The sequence below is a fragment of the Methylomonas lenta genome (assembly GCF_001644015.1).
GTDB lineage: Bacteria > Pseudomonadota > Gammaproteobacteria > Methylococcales > Methylomonadaceae > Methylomonas > Methylomonas lenta.
The window spans coordinates 12,224-29,121 of the sequence record NZ_LUUI01000095.1 but is presented as its reverse complement, the minus strand read 5'-3'; the positions used below and the strand labels follow the sequence as shown (position 1 = coordinate 29,121).

The following is a 16,898-nucleotide window of genomic DNA, read 5'->3' as shown; positions in this document are numbered from 1 at the left end:
ATGGATTTCGGAATTATATGAGGGCATACCCCGCATATGAGCGGGGTATATGTACTTCGATCAATAGATGGATCTTAATCGAGGCTATACTGAAATAAGTGCCAATATAAAAAGAAATACCACAGCAATACAGCCTGACTTTCATTGATAGGAGATATTCGAGTTCTTTGAACAAGGATCTCAGATTCAAAATACTTTGGCAATTCAGCGTAGATAGGCCTTAATCCATTGATAAAAATTATCATTTCATAGCGAGGCATTCTCATCACTTCATCCGGTGTCATAACAGCGCGCGTGACGGGAGACTGTGTAACCGATATATTTTTTACAGGTATTGGATTATAGGAGGTTTTGTCGATCGAATCCGACTCAGTTTTACTTATTTGCTGAACCGTTTCATTTCCAATCCACTCAGAAACCAAGGTTGCGGTTTCTAAATCATTGACCCCAAAAAAACATTTTGCGGCGCAGTTACTAAAAAAAGACATCCATGAGCGTGGGTAATGGATCTTTAACTGATTGATATCTTGCACAAAAAACCACAAATTAATGCCATAGCCCGCAAGGTATGATAACCCGTCTTCAATGGGGGACATGTAATGAAGTTGGGGAAACTCATCGAGCAAAAAAAGTACCGGTGGATTATTGTTATCCTCGCCATTATTTAACTGCTTTTGAGTCGCACGGATTAATTCTCGAATAGCCAAGCCAATCATGACGCGAAGAACCGGACGATATTCAGAGAGTGACTCGGGCGGAGTCATCAAATATATGCAAGTATTGCCATCAAGAAGCTCTGAAAACTCAAAGTCGTTTGGGGCCGGCTCCTTATCCTCAGGATCTGCGGAAGGTTGATAGGTCGCCCTGTACAAACGTTCATGATGCCAAACTGCTAGATTCCTGTTTATTGTTGCCAAAACGCTTGCCCCAGTCCGTCCTTCATTCATAAACTTCTGCTCCATGCTCGACGCGTAGCGACGTACTATATACGAATCCGCGATCATCATATCTTTAAGTAACTGATTGAATCCCTCTGCATTAAGTGTTGAAAGGCGAGACAATTCTCGCATGCTGCGTTCATTAACAACAGGCTGATCATCTGAATGAAGACTCTCTTTGTGCGCTAGTTCGACTGTGAGCACATACACGATCAACGCAACCAGAAATTCTTTAGCTGCGTCATCCCAAAAACCTCTATCTTGGCCGATATCAGGGATAATTAAAAGATTAGCGAGAGCCACTGCATATTCCTCGATTTCATAGGGCTCAGTGAATTTGATTGCAAAAGGATTCCAAACACTAGTCGAACTTTCAAAGGGCGCGAAACTAACAAGCTTTTGACCCATATTCCTCTGCCGATACCCGGCTGTCAGTTTGTAATTTTCACCCTTTATATCCAATACCAAGAACGATCCAGGCTTGGTCAATAAATTTGGCACAATTTGCCCACTCCCTTTACCCATTCGGGTTGGCGCTACTGTTAAGTTATGGCCGCTTCCTTGAAAAGATATACCGCCTTGATTGCGAATAATCGATGGACTTTGCGCGTATATAGCTTTATCAGAATTATCAAATTTTGATCGAAATGACCCAAGGTATGGACAAATATTTGCACCAGTACCTGGCTGAAACAGGTTTGAATTTTGAGCTTCGTGCTCACTAATAAAACCCGCAGAGCCACAGGTCTTGGATTTGTTATTATTTCTTTCATGCTCCAGTTTTTTGTCACGAGCAAGATCGTACCATCTATCCCGATCCCTTGGCGGGTTGTCGACATTTTGGATTTGGTTAGTTGAATTAAATGGATAGCTCATAAATTTCCTCAGTATGAAATCGTCAGTCAATCGCACCATTGGAAGCAGAACCACAAAATCAAAGTTCGATTCCGCTAAACCAGTGCTGGCGACTTTTTGACGATTTTAATATCGGCTCTGTTAGGCTTTATTAGGTTTGCGAACGAAAAGCCAGATATTAAGTTGTTGATATATATGGAAATAAATAATGACAAAGGCACTTTTAATGCGATGGTCGTGCGTTCGAATCGCACACGACCCACCATCATAACTCCTTGATCGGCAAGGACAAATCAGCCAGATGCCCGTCGGGTTGAAGCAACATAAACGCAGCAAGGCGCAAATTTAGGCGCATGCTGCATTATTTTGCTTACCGAGGTGGCGCAATGAAGCAGTTATACCCTGTTCTATTCATAACTCTAAATCAATCCGAAATCCATGTTATTGGGCGCGAAGCGCTCATTAGTTGTTCTGCGCGATTTTATTTGCGTGTTGGGGTTGCGTAATGGCATACGTCCGACCACTTTCAAATGGCAGGTTCCGTGCAGACATTCGTCTAAAAGGCGTTGTTAAGAACAAAACCTTCCCTTCCGAGTCATTAGCTCATTCTTGGTCTGAGCACATGGAACATCAGATCAGATCTATCCCCTTACTTAATCAGACTCAATTAGCCTCCCTTTCCGACGATGAAATTCAGTCTATGGGCGGCACTGAACTATTCAAGCTCTTAGGTATTGATTTGTTTGCAGTGCGGCATGCGGTCAAATTAGACGCAATAAACGCCCTATCCAAAAAAGAATTATTGCAACTGCCCCCCCCAAGAAATCGAATGCATGGGCGGGGTTGAGCTGTTTATCCAGGCGGGTAAACGCATTCGATATAAAACCTTTCATGACGTTTGTACTGAGTATTTGTCTCGCTGGGGCAAAAAGGACTATCAAGGCCAAATGCAGCGCGTAGATTATTGGTGCAATATTTTCGGCGATCGAATCATGACGGATATTGATATCTTTGATATTCGGGAACACATTGACAGCATGATCGACGCAGGTGAACGTACCTCAACGATTAATCGCAAAAAAGCCGTGTTATCCAGCATCTATAAATTTGCACTTAGCCGTGGCTATATCGACGAAAATATTATTCGCAACATCGTCATTGACAACGACACAAAACACCGGGATCGTGTATTAACAGAGAGTGAGCGCAGTCGCTTAATTAAAGCCTGCAAAGATTCTTATTGGGATAAGTTGTATTTGCTTGTCCTCATGGCAATGGTCACTGGCGCACGAAAAGGCGAACTCATGAATCTACGGTGGTGCGATATCAATTTCAAAGACAGCACCGGCCTATTGGGTGACACAAAAAACGGTTCTAGTCGCGAATTACATTTTCCAGCCATCGTCATGACTGAGTTAAAACGCTTTCAGGAAGTGGGAAGCGGCTTGATATTTCCCTCACCTGAAAAGCCAGAACAGCCATTGGACGTTCGTAAAGCCTGGAGTAAAGCGTTAAAGGTTGCGGGTATTTCCGATAAAGACCTGTTAAATCCAGACGGTACAGTTCGACTGGAAAAGTTTACCTTCCACTGCTTACGTCACGGCTTTTGTTCAGCATTGTCAGACGCTGGCAAAGAGATCAATCAAATCGCCAAACTGGCGGGCCATAAGAGCATTCAAACAACCATGCGCTACATCCATCAGGGTCGCGAACAGAGTCGCCAAATAGTGGATGAATTGACCCATAACTTCGGACTATAGGTGCTGACAACAAATAACAGCAAATCCGCAAGACGTCGAAACACCCCCACCAAGTTAAGAAGCGAATTCCGACTCCTTGTGGGTCGGAATGAGTAGAAGCTGAGGATCGGGACAAACGAAAGCAATAGTTGCAGCAACATTTCGCACTGAAATCGAATAGGAATGTCCATTCAGTTTTACCGAAAAATGCTGACACTCCCGTTTTTTCTAAGTAATAGACTCGGTAAGCTTTATCGACTGCCTAATACCTTGTCTGCAACTTCATTCGCATTCTTTTTTGCGCACTTACGAACAGAATTGACCGTCTCTTCGCTATATTTGAACCCGCTATCCACCAATATTTTACAAACATCAGCACATAGACGCTTTTTATAACGTTCTTGATATCCTTTCGAACGACTGAGCTTTAAAATCATCAGCGAACATATGCTTTTAAGAATACTGCCAGTATTAGTAATAGCGCATCTTTTGTAATTGTCCCACCCTTGGTAAGCATTAGCACCATTTTCAAAACCCGCTACATTAGACAGCCGACTACGCGCCTCAATGTTTTCCCTAGCCAAGCTGCTCAGATGACGAGCAAATGAGAAAAGCTTGTCCTCTAGATCAATAATGGGCTCATCATAGTGAATAGCAAGTACAGCGCAATTCTGGCGCTGTTTTTCATCTATCGTTATTTCATGACGTTTGGAATCAAATATGAAATCGTCAACCCAATTATGACGATAATGGAAGGGGCGATAATAACTGGCATCCCACTTCATTATTCCTCGCTTGAACTCTCTCCACGATGAATCACACACCCTCCTTTCCTTATTGCGCCACCTCGGTAAGCAAAATAATGCAGCATGCGCCTAAATTTGCGCCTTGCTGCGTTTATGTTGCTTCAACCCGACGGGCATCTGGTTGATTTGTCCTTGCCGATCAAGGAGTTATGATGGTGGGTCGTGTGCGATTCGAACGCACGACCATCGCATTAAAAGTGCTCAATATGCATTGTAACTAATTGATTTAATTTATTAATTCAAGATGCTCGCTGGACTATATCGCAGTACAATGCATAACGCGCTATAACCGAATCACGCAAAAGTCACGCGTGATTTTTTGAACATTCACCGTATGGTCTTCATGTTTTTTCGCCTCAGTCATAGGAATTCGATTTGATATGTATTGATTTATTCATATTTATACTGTTTTTATAGTATAGTTATGAATAAGTTTATACATTCTGAATTCTCATGGATAAAATCAAAAACCCTTTTTCGCCGGGCGCTGGGTCGCCGCCACCGGAAATGGCAGGACGAGATGCCATTCTTGAACATGCTCGGGTATTGCTGGGGCGCGTACGCGCCAAGCGCCCGGAAAAAAGCCTGTTACTGACTGGTTTGCGCGGGGTCGGCAAAACCGTTTTATTAAACGATATTGAGCGCATGGCTATCGACTCGGGTTATCGAACGCTCTTGGTCGAAGCGCATGAAGGCAAACCCTTGGCCGTTTTACTCGCGCCGCATTTGCGCCGCCTGTTGTTCGATCTCGACAGGCTAGCAGGCGCCGGCAATAAAGCCAGACGCGGCATTGCCGTTCTAAAAAGTTTTATCAGCGCCATTAATATCAAAGTGGGCGACTTTGATATCGGCCTGGATATTGACCCCGAATCGGGATCGGCCGACAGCGGCGACCTGGAGGTCGATCTTCCCAGTTTGTTCATGGCCGTCGCCGAAGCGGCGGAAGAGCGCCAGTCGGCGGTGGCCGTGCTGATCGACGAAATTCAGTATTTCAGCACCACCGAATTGAGCGCTTTGATTATGGCAATGCATAAAATGCAACAGCGGCAACTGCCTTTGGTGTTGATTGGTGCTGGCTTGCCGATTCTGCCAGGCCTGGCCGGCGAATCCAAATCGTATGCGGAACGGCTATTCAGTTTTCCGGATGTTGGTCCGTTGCCGGAACATGATGCCTTTACAGCCATACAGGAGCCGATTCGCGCGGCGGGCGAGTCAATCGAACAAGATGCTTTGCAGGAAATTTACCACATGACACAAGGGTATCCGTATTTTCTACAGGAATGGGGCTATCAGGCCTGGAACCATGCTTTAGAATCCCCCATTAGCTTGCAGGATGTCAGAGAAAGCAGTGCCTTGGTCTCGAATCGTCTGGATGAAAACTTCTTTCGTGTGCGCTTTGACCGACTGACACCGCGCGAGAAAAACTACTTGCGCGCCATGGCAGAACTGGGAAAAGGCCCCTACCGCACCGGCGATGTAGCTGATAAACTGAAAGTTAAGATCAATATCTTGGGGCCGGTACGCGCCAGTCTGATCAAGAAAGGCATGGTTTTTAGCCCGTCGCATGGCGACATGGCGTTTACCGTGCCGTTGTTCGACGAATTCATGCGCCGCGCCATACCTGATTTCGATGTCTGAAGCGGATGCCCGCCGTACAGCATCGCTGTAACATTACCTGCCTTAATTGATTAAAAATGAAAGTCCTGATCTATAACGAGCTTGATCCTAAAACCATTCCCGGCTTTGCCAAACTGCAAACCTTTCTGGAAAACGACGATTTCAAATCGGCGGAGGTTAAAAAAGTTGGCGACAATCTGTACCGGGCTCGACTTAATCAGCGTGACCGCTTGTTATTTGCACACTATCGCTATCAAGAACAAAGCTATGCCTTGATTCTGGAATTCATCAAAAACCACGCGTATCACGAATCGCGCTTCTTGCGTCAGGTCAGCACTATCGATGAGGCTAAAATCCCCGTCATCCCTTCAGCGCAAATGAACGATGCGGCGGCGTTGGTCTATCTCAATCCCCAACAGCACCGCTTCAACCTGCTGGATAAAATTATCTCCTTCGACGACCGCCAACAAGCGATTTACGACCTGCAACCACCGCTGATCGTGATCGGCTCGGCTGGCAGCGGCAAGACTGCGCTGACGCTGGAAAAAATGAAGCATGCCGTTGGCGACGTGTTATATGTTACCCAGTCAGCCTATCTGGTCAACAACGCTCGCGATCTGTATTACGCCCATCAGTACGATAACCCCGAGCAACAGATCGATTTCTTGTCGTTTCAGGAGTTTCTGGAAAGCATCCAGGTACCGGCGGGCAAGCCGGTCAGTTTTCCGCTGTTTCAACACTGGTTCAATCGCCATCGCCAAGGCCCTGTGTTGAAAGATGCACACAAACTGTTCGAGGAATTCCGCGGCGTCATTACCGGTCCCGCCACCGACAAAAGCTGGCTTGACCGCGATGATTATCTTGCCCTTGGCGTAAAAGAATCGATCTTCCTGGCCGAGGAGCGCGATGCCGTTTACGATGTATTCGAGAAATATCGGGAATTTTTACAGGATAACCAGCTTTACGATCCCAACATTCTCAGTCACCAGTATTTGCAGCAGATTCAACCCCGTTACGATTTCGTCGTGGTCGACGAAGTACAGGATCTGACCAACATTCAACTGTACTTGATTCTCAAATCCCTGCACCACAGCCGCGACTTTCTGTTGTGCGGCGACTCCAATCAGATCGTTCACCCCAATTTCTTTTCCTGGGCCAAGGTTAAAAGTCTGTTTTACCGGCAGGATGACTTACAAACCGGTGATGAGTTGATCCGCATCCTCAACACCAATTACCGCAATTCGCCACAGGTTACCGAAATCGCCAATCGGATTTTGAAGATCAAAAATCTGCGTTTCGGTTCCATAGACAAGGAAAGCCACTATCTGGTTGAAAGCAATGGCCACAATCAGGGCGAAGTGCTGTTCTTGCAGGACACGACAGAGATTCGCCGGGAACTGGACAACAAGACCAAGGCCTCGACCCAATTTGCGGTGATCGTGATGAGCGCCGAACAAAAACCGGCAGCCCAGCAGCATTTCGGTACGCCGCTGATCTTTACCATCCAGGAGGCCAAGGGCCTGGAATACGAAAACATCATTCTCTACAATTTCCTGAGTCAGGAAGAGGCCCGCTACCGGGAAATCAGCAAAGGTGTGGCGGCTGCCGACTTGCAGCACGATCTCAAATACGCCCGCGGCAAGGACAAGACCGACAAATCGCTGGAGATCTACAAGTTTTATATCAATGCGCTTTATGTGGCGCTGACGCGGGCAATCAAGAATTTATATTGGCTTGAGAGCCAACCGAAACAACCGTTGCTGGACCTGCTGGGATTAGGCGAAGCCCAAGCCAGCCTGCAACTGGCCAGTCAGAACTCTAGCCTTGATGCCTGGCGACTTGAAGCGCATAAACTGGAGTTGCAGGGCAAACAGGAGCAGGCCGAACGGATACGTAGCGAAATTCTGAAGCAAAAAACGCCACCTTGGCAGGTCATCGATGCCGCATTCTTGCCGGCGTTAAAACAGAAAGCGCTGGACGGCAACGACAAGAATGCCAGGATCATGTTGTTTGAGTACGCTTTGGTTTACGAAGACCTCGATATCATCAACAGTCTGCTGAAAGCCGATTTCAAGGCCGCCAAACAACCCGACAAAGGCCTGCAACTACTGCAACAAAAGCACTACAGCATTTACAGCTTCAAAAAGCCAGATGCGGTGTTGAAACAAACCGATCAATATGGCACCGATTTTCGTAACGTCTTCAATCAAACGCCGTTGATGGTGGCCGCTTGGATGGGCAGTACCGAAGTCATCAAGGCCTTGTTCGACCTGGGCGCGGATACCGAAAAAGTCGACAGCAACGGCTTGACGGCATTTCAAATTGCATTGGCGCAAAGCGATCGTAGCGAAGCTTATGCCAAAAAGAAGCTGGCCGATATTTATCCGCAACTGGAGCCGACCAGCATGAGCATTCAAGTGGATGGCCGCTTGGTCAAACTGGACAAACACCACATGGAGTTTTTCATGTTGAATCTGATGATCGCCTTGTTCTACCGAGTAATGCCGCATAAGCTGCATTACCGGATCGAGGGCTTCACCACTCAGGATTTCATCGACGCGATTCAGCATTTGCCAGCCAGCATCCTGCCGGAACGCCGAAAACAAAGAGCCTACCTTTCGAGCATCCTCGCTAAAAACGAAACCGGCAAGGATGATAAGCACAACCGTAAGCTGTTTTATCGCGTGATGCGCGGTGCTTATATTTTCAATCCCAAGCTAGCGATTAAGGTGGAAGGCGAATGGGTCAATATTTACGATCTGCTCAGCATAGACAAACTGGTGCCGCAATATGAAGCTAGGCAGGACTGGTGGCGGGCCGATTTCAACGCCTACCGCGAAAAAAGCATGGCTGCCTGTAAAGTGGATCTGAAACGATTAATTGCAGAAAAACGGGCGACTGAATAAGGCGAATTACGCCGATTTTATCCAGGTGAGTTTTAGCCTGATAAAAATACCTGTGGTTGATGTACGTTAAACAACCGTACAATAAATTGCATATAGAATTAGCGAAATATCCAATGACTAGAGAGCATGTCACCCGGAATAGCCGTTTAGAAGCTAGAGTTTCACCCGATGCTGGCTATCATCAAGCGAGCAGCCGAACTCCAAGGCCGAAGTGTAAGTGACTTCGTCGTTACTGCAGCACAAGAAATGGCTCAACGTACGATAGAAGAGACAAATTTCATCCGTCTATCGTTAGAAGACCAGCAATGCGTTGTCGATTTGTTAATTGACCCACCTGAGCTGAATTCAGCCATGCAACGTGCCGCAAAAGCTCATGCTGATCTTATTCAAAACACATGAAGGTCGATTCAAGATTTTATCGCTGAAGGCAGAATATGATCGCAGTGAGTTTTCATCTCATATAGAGTTCAATCAGGATTCACGGGCTGCAGACCTGCCTTATAACCGGGCTAAAAGTTCAGTTTTTTTGGCACTGAACTCATCATCCGTCAGTATGCCTTTATCTTTCAAGCTAGCTAGTTTCTCGATGGTGCTAAAAATATCCGCTTCTCTAGTTTCTGCAGAGGACGTAACTGGGGAGGGTGGATTTAACGATGAGGATGCAGGTGGATCGTCAGTTGCTGGCTCAACGGCCTGGTTGTCGATAGAAATGATGGGTAGGCTATTGACATCGACCAATCCATATTGGCTGTTAAACGTGATGGAACCCCCAACCGATTGCTGCTGGGAAAAACCACCGATTTGATGATCCAGCGTATCGTAAAGGGTTACATGACCATTTAGCTCGATAGCTAGCCGCCGAAGGGAGGCAAAGTACGCATAACGTACGTGATTTTGCGAGCCTGTGCTGCTTGGGTATGGCAGGCCTTCTGGCCACCAGTTTCCAGAACTACCGGCAGGTGGTGGCACAAATAAACTGAATGCTCCCGTTGGCCCTGAGCTATTTTGGGCCTGATGGCAAACATTGTCGTTGTTTTGCTGCTGAGTGCCTTGATGCTGTGACTGAAAACTCCCGCGTTGAATGAGACCGGGCTGATTGGCAACCAGATTGGCGAGTTCTTGGCATAACCCGCCGATACTGTGTTTTAAATTATGATTGAACATGTCGCTCAACATAATCATACCGCCTTTCATCCATTGGCCCGAACCACCAAATTCAGGATGATTAAACTGTGCCATTGACCCGTTGCCATTGATGACCGACTGCAACATGCTGAATACGGCATCAGGCGTAAAACTATAGCGCTGTGCAAGATCATTGATGATCTTTTCGCCTTCTGGTGTAAGCTGCTGCATTAGAAAAGCCCCTATATTTGAGATCAGCATAATGAGTCTATCATCAACATTGTTTTCATACTGATAATCGCTCATGAATCGGTTATCGCGCAAGGATCTAGTATGTTTTCATCCCATTCTCACGCAACAAAAGGCAGTATTGTCCAACTCAATATTTCCGCTGGCGGTGTTCCAAAGTCATCGATAACCGAAGGTATTGTCGAGCCAAGTGGATTACAAGGCGATCGCCAGCGTAATTTAAAGTATCACGGCGGCCCGGATCGAGCCCTATGTCTGTGGTCACTTGAAATCATCCAGGCCTTGCAAAAAGAAGGGCATCCCATTCAACCTGGAGATGCTGGAGAAAATATTACGCTGAGCGGATTGCCCTGGAATAGGATCAGCCCTGGGTGCCAGATGGGTTTAGGCGACGGTGTTCTGCTTTTAGTCACCGACTATGCGCCTCCATGTCGTACTATTGCCCGCTACTTTAAACTGCGCCGCTATGGCCGTATTAGCCAAAAGCAAAATCCCGGTACTAGCCGACTTTATGCCCGGGTGTTAATTCCTGGCGTGCTTCGCGTAGGCGATCTCGTCACGCTTCATAACATGACGGATTTTGGTGCAGCCGGCGAGGGGTAAGGGGGGTGCCAGAATAAAAACCAGCAACGAAGCGCGCGGCAGACTAACCACCCTTGCGTGATATCCCCCGAATCAACTACAGCGGACTAGATAAAGATCAACTGCCAAAAGGAAGCTTTTGATTTAGTTTAACCAAAATGGCACTTTTGACAGCTATGAGGTAAATACCCCCTATTTGAAGGCATCAGTTCCGATCGATCTCTTTGGCTTGCGCCGTGCCGGCAATGGCTTTTTCAATTAAGAAAAAACTCCCTCGCACCAAACTGCCAAACAACAACAGGGGTATCACAATATCTATAGGTAATACACCCGCAAAACCAGCTATGGCAAATGCACCCACAACAAAACCGATACGTCTAAATTTGGCAATTTTCATTCGGCCTCCCGGACCGTTGATCGGTCAATACGAAAATACACCTTCACTATATCGCCACACTAGAAATTAACAATACGCAATAACTGTAATTTATTGTTTTAGCTGAAAAAACAATAAGCTTTGTAGAGGATTTATACGCGAGAAAACGGGGGCTTGCACTCAAGCTTCCATATGACTGTTCAGACTAATCGTCCTTGTGGCATATTGCCCTCAATCAATTGCAGCGGGCTAGATAAAGATCAACTGCTAAAAGGAAGCAGACGTTCGGTTGTCGTTTAATTTAGGAAATATTAACGTACGGTTACGACCCATTTTTGCCACTCGTGCTTCTCCAAAGCCGCCAGTCGGCCGAAGCCAGATTCTGGAGCCGGAGGACTACAAAGCTGCCGTTGGAGACCTCAACCTATCGGCCAAAACCGGTCGCTGAGTATGCCGGCGAAATTTTCCATCCTTAAGTTCAGCGAATGGCAGCTTTTCGGCAAGCAACCTTGCGTCCTCTCTGGCTCTACCCGGCCAGCAAGCGGACCTTGGCGCTTTAAATTTTATGACAGAAATTAAACGCATAGCGGACGATCCATGCGCGGCTAAAAAAGGAGCAAAAATCAGAAACGATAATTTGTAGCATATCTTTGCTGAGCGTCGTGCAGGGCCTCGTTTTTACTTGAAAACATCGACTTTGAATGTTTGATAAGAATGCAGATCTAGCATATGCTTCGACACAATTTATCATCGGATGATATGATTGGCTATGCATCAAGAGTCGGGAATAGATACGCTTTTGGAACTTGATCAACAGATTCTTGATCAGGGGAATGGCTATTGGATCAAAATTGAGGCAAGGCGTGTGACACCAACCAAAGAGATTCCGCATGGTATACGTTACTCTCTGACTTTACATGAACCATATGGCAAACGGATCCTGGGTTATGACAATGCCCATGCCGTCAAGCTGCCGAAAAAATTTAAATTTGCCGGACAGCGTTTAGCCTACGACCACAAGCACCGTAATATTTGCGACCAAGGTGTGCCTTATGAATTTCAAAATGCCTATCAACTTTTAATGGACTTCTTCGCAGAGGTTGACCGGGTATTGGAGGAGATTAGAAAGCTATGAGTACAGTTATGATTGGCATCCTGCCACAGGAAAAAATGCGGGAACGGGTACTGGCTATTGCCAAAGGTGAATACAAGCCGGAACCGTCAGAGCCCAAAATATGGTTCACTTCAATGCGCTCCCTAGCAGAAGTATTGAGCGACGACAACCGAGCGCTACTGAAAACCATTCAGGAAACTCATCCGGAATCAATTTCATCTCTGGCCGTTATTACCGGTAGAAAACCGAGTAACCTGTCTCGAACCCTGAAAACCATGTCGAATTATGGCTTAGTGGAAATGCGACGTGAAAAAAATCAAGTCCGGCCAATTGCAGTGGCTACTGAGTTTCAGATTTTTGCTTGAATTAATGCCGACATGTATCGACGAGCAGCTGATAGATTCATCGAGCATATTGCGGAGCTGAGTTGTGCCACTGAGGTCGGATGGGCATTCCAAAAGCGCATCGAAAAAAACAGTGACAAAGTTTTCACCTTCCTGTCTTACGGACGGCGTACTGTGGAATAACAACAATGCCGAGCATGCTGTTCGTGCTAGTCGGAATGTACTTAACTCAAGCTCTCCAAAAGGGACTCGCAACTATGCCACGCTGCTAAGCATCCAGCAGGCCCTGAAGTATCGAGGAAAGGAATTTCTAGAATATATGAGATCTGTCGAGATAGAAATCTCCGAGTAATTTCCAATCTTGGACTCAATGAGGAAACCCACGATTTCCTCGTCCTGCGAATGTCGGATCCAGTTGACAAATCAGTCATTCGAAATGACAGTGGGCCGGTCACCCGACAACTTTTGGTTAAGCGGTCTGCTCTCTCCCATATAGCAGACGTTCAATCTTCACCGCTCCCTTAAACTCTCCCCGACATGCTCGATCAAGGGGCTGAGGAAGTATTCTATCACCCGCCGTTTGCCGGTTTTGATTTCCACGGTCACGGCCATTCCGGGTGATAGATTGACAGTCTTGTTTTCCACCTGCATGGTGGTGCGCGGCAGTTTGACTTTGGAGGCGTAGATCAGCCCACGTTTTTCATCGTTGATGGCGTCAGTGGAGACCTGTTGCACTTCGCCATGCAAGGTGCCGTATTTGGTGTAAGGAAAGGTTTCGATCTTGATTTCGGCTTCTTGACCGGGGTTGACGAAGCCGATGTCTTTGTTTTCGACGAAGGCTTCGATTTCCATGGCCTGGTCGGCTGGCACTATGATCATCAACGGTTGGGCCGGGGTGACCACGCCACCGACAGTATGCACGGCCAATTGCTGAATGTTGCCGTCTACCGGGGCGGTAAGTTTCAAGAGCTGGCTGCGCTGGCGGGCCTTGATAATCGCCTGTTGGTAGCCGGCGATTTTTTGTTCGCTGTCGTGCAAGCGGTCCAACGCGGCGCGCTTAGTGGAGGCCAACAGTTCTGTTTTTTGTTTGTCCGCTTCCTGGATGGAGGCTTTGAGCGCTTGCAACTTTTGCCGTTGAGTCGCCAATTCGCCTTCCTGTTCGATACGGGCTTGTTCGCGTTGCAGATAATCGTGACTGGAGACGAATTTTTTACCCTGCAACTTTTGATAATCTTCTGCCAACTGGCGGGCGATCGGTGCCGTATGTTGCAGTTTTTCCACAGTGGCTTCAATCGCCCGCAGTTCGGCTTGGCGGCTGGTTTTGTCGGCTTTCAGCCGTGCCAGTTTACTCAGCAACTCCTGCCACTCGCCATCCAAATGCCGCTGCTCGTTGTCGGCTTGTGCAGCGCTCACATCGGTCGGCACTTGCAATTGAGGCGATTGAGATTTGCCTTGTTGCAATTGGTTAAGGCTGGCCAGAAAGGCGGTGTCGCGCGCAGCCAGTAGTTCAGTGATTCGTAGATCGCCGGCAATGCTATCGGTATCCGCGTCGGCGGCTGTGGCATCGAGTTCGATCAGCACATCGCCGGCTTTGACGGCTTGGCCGTCGCTAACATATATCGCCCGCACGGTAGCGGTTTCCATCGGTTGGATAATCTTGACCCGGTCATTGGGTATGATCTTACCCTGGGCGTTGGCAACAATGTCGATATGTCCCAAAGCCGCCCATAGCACCGCCAATCCGGCAAAGACTATTAGCAACCACATGGCAATACGCGGTGCCGGCGACACAGGGGTTTCCTGTAACGCCAGTGCGGCCGTTAAAAACTGGGTTTCGTAGCGTTGACGCGGCAGGCTGTCCAGTTCGGCCCGTCTAGCCCAAATCTGGCGGAACACAGTCGTATAGCGATGGAGTAAATCAAGGCTGGCTTGCAGTTTTAACATCGGAATCCGTGTTTACGTTGGCATAGAGTGTTGAAAAGAAAGATACAAAACCAAAGATTAAAATAACCGGGAATCCGGCTAAGCTTTTTCGTCTTTCGTCTTTCGTCTTTCGTCTTTCGTCTTTCAGCCTACCTGCAAACGGTGCAAATAAGCATAATGGCCGTCCTGTTTCTGCAGCAATTCGGCATGACTGCCTTGCTCGACAATCTGGCCTTTGCCCAACACAATGATGCGGTTGACGTCGCGTACCGCACTCAGCCGATGGGCGATGATGATCACCGTGCGACTTTGGCAGATGGCCTTCATGTTTTGTTGGATGATGCGTTCCGATTCGTAATCCAGGGCACTGGTGGCTTCGTCGAAGATCAGAATGCGCGGATTGGCTAACAGAGCCCGGGCGATGGCGATACGCTGGCGTTGGCCGCCGGACAGGGTGGATCCGTGCTCGCCCACCATCGTATCGTAGGCTTCCGGCAATTCCAGGATAAACTCATGAGCACCGGCCAATTGAGCAGCGGCAATCACCTGCGGCAGCGGCGTGCCGGGATCGGTCAACGCAATGTTGTCGCAGATGCTGCGGTTGAACAACACGTTTTCCTGCAACACCACACCGATCTGCCGACGTAAGGACGACACGTCGGCCAAGGCCAAATCCAGGCCGTCGATCAATACCCGGCCGCGTTCCGGCACATACAAGCGTTGCACCAGTTTGGCCAAAGTGCTTTTACCGGAACCGGAGCGACCAACGATACCGATCACTTCACCGGACCGGATATCCAGATTAATCCCACGCAAGACTTCAGATCCATCCGGTTGGTAACGAAATACCACTTGGTCGAAGCTGATGCGACCCTGAATCGGCGGCAAACTGCTTTTGTTGCCGATGGTTTCATTGCGGGTGTTGAGTATATCGCCCAGCCGCTGCATCGAAATGCCGGTTTGCTGAAAATCGGTCCACAGTTGCGACAGACGCATCACTGGCTGGGCCACATGGCCGGCCAGCATATTGAAGGCAATCAACTGACCGACCGTCATTTCGCCGGCGATCACCAAATGTGCACCCAACCACATGGTCGCCACCGTGACCAGTTTGCCGATCAGGGTGACGCCGCCGTTGGCGAAGATGCCGATGGTGGCGGTACGGAATCCGGCGGCAATATAGGCGGCCAGTTGTTGATCCCAATGCCGGGTCAATTGCGGTTCCACGGCCATGGCCTTGACCGTGCCGATGCCGGCAATGGCCTCTACCAAAAAGGCTTGGTTCTCGGCACCGCGATTGAATTTCTCGTGCAGGCGGCCGCGAAGCAGCGGCGTATACAGCAAGGATAAAATCACATAACACGGTAGGGACACCAAGACGATCAAGGTCAAATCCCAACTGTAGTAACTCATCACCGCTAGGAACACCACCGAGAATAACAAATCCAATACCACGGTCACTGCATTGCCGGTTAAAAAAGCCAGGATATTCTCCAGTTCGCGCACTCTGGCGACCGAATCGCCCACCCGGCGGGCTTCGAAATAGGGTATCGGCAGATTCAACAAATGCCGGAACAGCCGCGCACCCAGTTCCACGTCGATGCGACTGGTGGTGTGAGCGAATACGTAACTGCGCAAGCCGGTCAGCACCACGTCGAACAAGGTCACCACCAACAGGCCGACTGCGATCACATCCAAGGTGGTAAAACCCCGATGCACCAACACCTTATCCATCACCACCTGAAAGAACAGCGGCGTTACCAGCGCAAACAATTGCAACACAAAACTGACCAGCAACACTTCCAGCAACAGCTTGCGGTATTTGACCATCGCCGGGATGAACCAGGTAAAGTCGAACTTGCTCAGCTCTGCCGCCAACGAGGCACGCGAGGTGAACAAGATCAACTCACCCTGCCAACGCTCACCGAGCTCAGCCAGACTTAATCGTTCCGGTCGGCCGCTGGTGGGCGATTGAATCAACACTTGTCCTGCTTCCACTTTAGCCAGAATAAAGTAACTGCCGCCCACCGCGCGGGCCAGGGCCGGCAAAGGCGTGGTCGACAAACGGCCCATCGGTACCGTAACCGCTTTAACATTTAGCCCCAGTTTTTTGCCGGCCAACAGGATTTCAGTATGACCAAAAGACTGACCGCTGTGGCAGTATTCATGCGCCAACTGGTCCGGGTCGGCGGCGATGCCATGCAAGCGGGCCATCATCACCAGGCCGATCAAGCCGGTGTCGGAGTTGGGGGCTTGTTGATTCTGTGGCTGGGCTGGTGGTTGCTCGAAAGGGGATTCTGTCGGATTTTCAAAAGTCATCGGTT

The 16,898-nt window shown here is 48.3% G+C and carries 13 protein-coding genes; 7 read left to right on the top strand and 6 right to left on the bottom strand.

What is annotated here, in order from left to right; all coding sequences use genetic code 11:
* Window positions 1-74 precede the first annotated feature (74 nt).
* Complete coding sequence (locus A1359_RS08385; protein WP_198159299.1) at window positions 75-1,814, bottom strand: type IV secretory system conjugative DNA transfer family protein; 1,740 nt, start codon at window positions 1,812-1,814, stop codon at window positions 75-77.
* An 812-nt stretch (window positions 1,815-2,626) separates the two neighbouring features.
* Between A1359_RS08385 and A1359_RS08375 the strand changes: the two genes are divergently transcribed.
* Window positions 2,627-3,553: a tyrosine-type recombinase/integrase gene (locus A1359_RS08375; RefSeq protein WP_066980900.1), complete on the top strand. Its 927-nt coding sequence runs from the start codon at window positions 2,627-2,629 to the stop codon at window positions 3,551-3,553.
* Window positions 3,554-3,783: 230 nt separating this feature from the next.
* Here the strand turns inward: A1359_RS08375 and A1359_RS08370 are convergent, their stop codons facing one another.
* Window positions 3,784-4,317, bottom strand: a complete 534-nt coding sequence (locus A1359_RS08370; RefSeq protein WP_066980898.1) for a hypothetical protein — start codon at window positions 4,315-4,317, stop codon at window positions 3,784-3,786.
* 474 nt (window positions 4,318-4,791) lie between these two features.
* Here A1359_RS08370 and A1359_RS08365 point away from each other — a divergent pair, with 474 nt between their 5' ends.
* The 3 genes from A1359_RS08365 to A1359_RS08355 all read left to right on the top strand — a co-directional run bounded on the left by A1359_RS08365 (window position 4,792) and on the right by A1359_RS08355 (window position 9,260).
* Window positions 4,792-5,976, top strand: coding sequence for an ATP-binding protein (locus tag A1359_RS08365; RefSeq protein WP_066980895.1), 1,185 nt, complete (start codon window positions 4,792-4,794; stop codon window positions 5,974-5,976).
* Between the two features lie 56 nt (window positions 5,977-6,032).
* Window positions 6,033-8,861 (top strand): UvrD-helicase domain-containing protein, encoded by a 2,829-nt coding sequence (locus A1359_RS08360; protein WP_066980892.1) that lies wholly within the window; start codon window positions 6,033-6,035, stop codon window positions 8,859-8,861.
* A 168-nt stretch (window positions 8,862-9,029) separates the two neighbouring features.
* Window positions 9,030-9,260: a type II toxin-antitoxin system TacA family antitoxin gene (locus tag A1359_RS08355; RefSeq protein WP_198159298.1), complete on the top strand. Its 231-nt coding sequence runs from the start codon at window positions 9,030-9,032 to the stop codon at window positions 9,258-9,260.
* A gap of 99 nt (window positions 9,261-9,359) precedes the next feature.
* Here A1359_RS08355 and A1359_RS08350 read toward each other — a convergent pair whose 3' ends face one another.
* Window positions 9,360-10,217 carry an SHOCT domain-containing protein gene (locus A1359_RS08350; RefSeq protein WP_066981315.1) on the bottom strand — a complete coding sequence of 286 codons (858 nt, stop codon included), beginning with the start codon at window positions 10,215-10,217 and terminating at the stop codon, window positions 9,360-9,362.
* A gap of 102 nt (window positions 10,218-10,319) precedes the next feature.
* Here A1359_RS08350 and A1359_RS08345 point away from each other — a divergent pair, with 102 nt between their 5' ends.
* Entirely contained in the window at window positions 10,320-10,838 is a 519-nt protein-coding gene (locus A1359_RS08345) for an MOSC domain-containing protein (RefSeq protein WP_066980890.1), read from the top strand.
* A gap of 184 nt (window positions 10,839-11,022) precedes the next feature.
* Here A1359_RS08345 and A1359_RS08340 read toward each other — a convergent pair whose 3' ends face one another.
* Window positions 11,023-11,214 (bottom strand): hypothetical protein, encoded by a 192-nt coding sequence (locus A1359_RS08340; protein WP_066980887.1) that lies wholly within the window; start codon window positions 11,212-11,214, stop codon window positions 11,023-11,025.
* A gap of 748 nt (window positions 11,215-11,962) precedes the next feature.
* Here A1359_RS08340 and A1359_RS08335 point away from each other — a divergent pair.
* Both A1359_RS08335 and A1359_RS08330 read left to right on the top strand, forming a co-directional pair.
* Window positions 11,963-12,328: a toxin-antitoxin system TumE family protein gene (locus A1359_RS08335; RefSeq protein ID WP_066980884.1), complete on the top strand. Its 366-nt coding sequence runs from the start codon at window positions 11,963-11,965 to the stop codon at window positions 12,326-12,328.
* Window positions 12,325-12,672: an HVO_A0114 family putative DNA-binding protein gene (locus A1359_RS08330; protein ID WP_066980881.1), complete on the top strand. Its 348-nt coding sequence runs from the start codon at window positions 12,325-12,327 to the stop codon at window positions 12,670-12,672. The genes A1359_RS08335 and A1359_RS08330 overlap by 4 nt, the downstream gene beginning before the upstream one ends.
* 489 nt (window positions 12,673-13,161) lie before the next feature.
* On the opposite strand, the gene A1359_RS08325 is transcribed toward A1359_RS08330, so the two are convergent.
* The gene (locus tag A1359_RS08325; protein WP_066980878.1) at window positions 13,162-14,595 is read right to left on the bottom strand and encodes an HlyD family type I secretion periplasmic adaptor subunit; all 1,434 of its coding nucleotides are present in this window, start codon (window positions 14,593-14,595) and stop codon (window positions 13,162-13,164) included.
* A 123-nt stretch (window positions 14,596-14,718) separates the two neighbouring features.
* Entirely contained in the window at window positions 14,719-16,893 is a 2,175-nt protein-coding gene (locus A1359_RS08320; protein ID WP_066980875.1) for a type I secretion system permease/ATPase, read from the bottom strand.
* Between the last annotated feature and the right edge of the window lie 5 nt (window positions 16,894-16,898).

Bases quoted from the DNA above. Each gene is read 5' to 3' on its own strand.
- A1359_RS08385 (WP_198159299.1), bottom strand. From the start codon at position 1,814: ATGAGCTATCCATTTAATTCAACTAACCAAATCCAAAATGTCGACAAC.
- A1359_RS08375 (WP_066980900.1), top strand. From the start codon at position 2,627: ATGGGCGGGGTTGAGCTGTTTATCCAGGCGGGTAAACGCATTCGATAT.
- A1359_RS08370 (WP_066980898.1), bottom strand. From the start codon at position 4,317: ATGAAGTGGGATGCCAGTTATTATCGCCCCTTCCATTATCGTCATAAT.
- A1359_RS08365 (WP_066980895.1), top strand. From the start codon at position 4,792: ATGGATAAAATCAAAAACCCTTTTTCGCCGGGCGCTGGGTCGCCGCCA.
- A1359_RS08360 (WP_066980892.1), top strand. From the start codon at position 6,033: ATGAAAGTCCTGATCTATAACGAGCTTGATCCTAAAACCATTCCCGGC.
- A1359_RS08355 (WP_198159298.1), top strand. From the start codon at position 9,030: ATGCTGGCTATCATCAAGCGAGCAGCCGAACTCCAAGGCCGAAGTGTA.
- A1359_RS08350 (WP_066981315.1), bottom strand. From the start codon at position 10,217: ATGCAGCAGCTTACACCAGAAGGCGAAAAGATCATCAATGATCTTGCA.
- A1359_RS08345 (WP_066980890.1), top strand. From the start codon at position 10,320: ATGTTTTCATCCCATTCTCACGCAACAAAAGGCAGTATTGTCCAACTC.
- A1359_RS08340 (WP_066980887.1), bottom strand. From the start codon at position 11,214: ATGAAAATTGCCAAATTTAGACGTATCGGTTTTGTTGTGGGTGCATTT.
- A1359_RS08335 (WP_066980884.1), top strand. From the start codon at position 11,963: ATGCATCAAGAGTCGGGAATAGATACGCTTTTGGAACTTGATCAACAG.
- A1359_RS08330 (WP_066980881.1), top strand. From the start codon at position 12,325: ATGAGTACAGTTATGATTGGCATCCTGCCACAGGAAAAAATGCGGGAA.
- A1359_RS08325 (WP_066980878.1), bottom strand. From the start codon at position 14,595: ATGTTAAAACTGCAAGCCAGCCTTGATTTACTCCATCGCTATACGACT.
- A1359_RS08320 (WP_066980875.1), bottom strand. From the start codon at position 16,893: ATGACTTTTGAAAATCCGACAGAATCCCCTTTCGAGCAACCACCAGCC.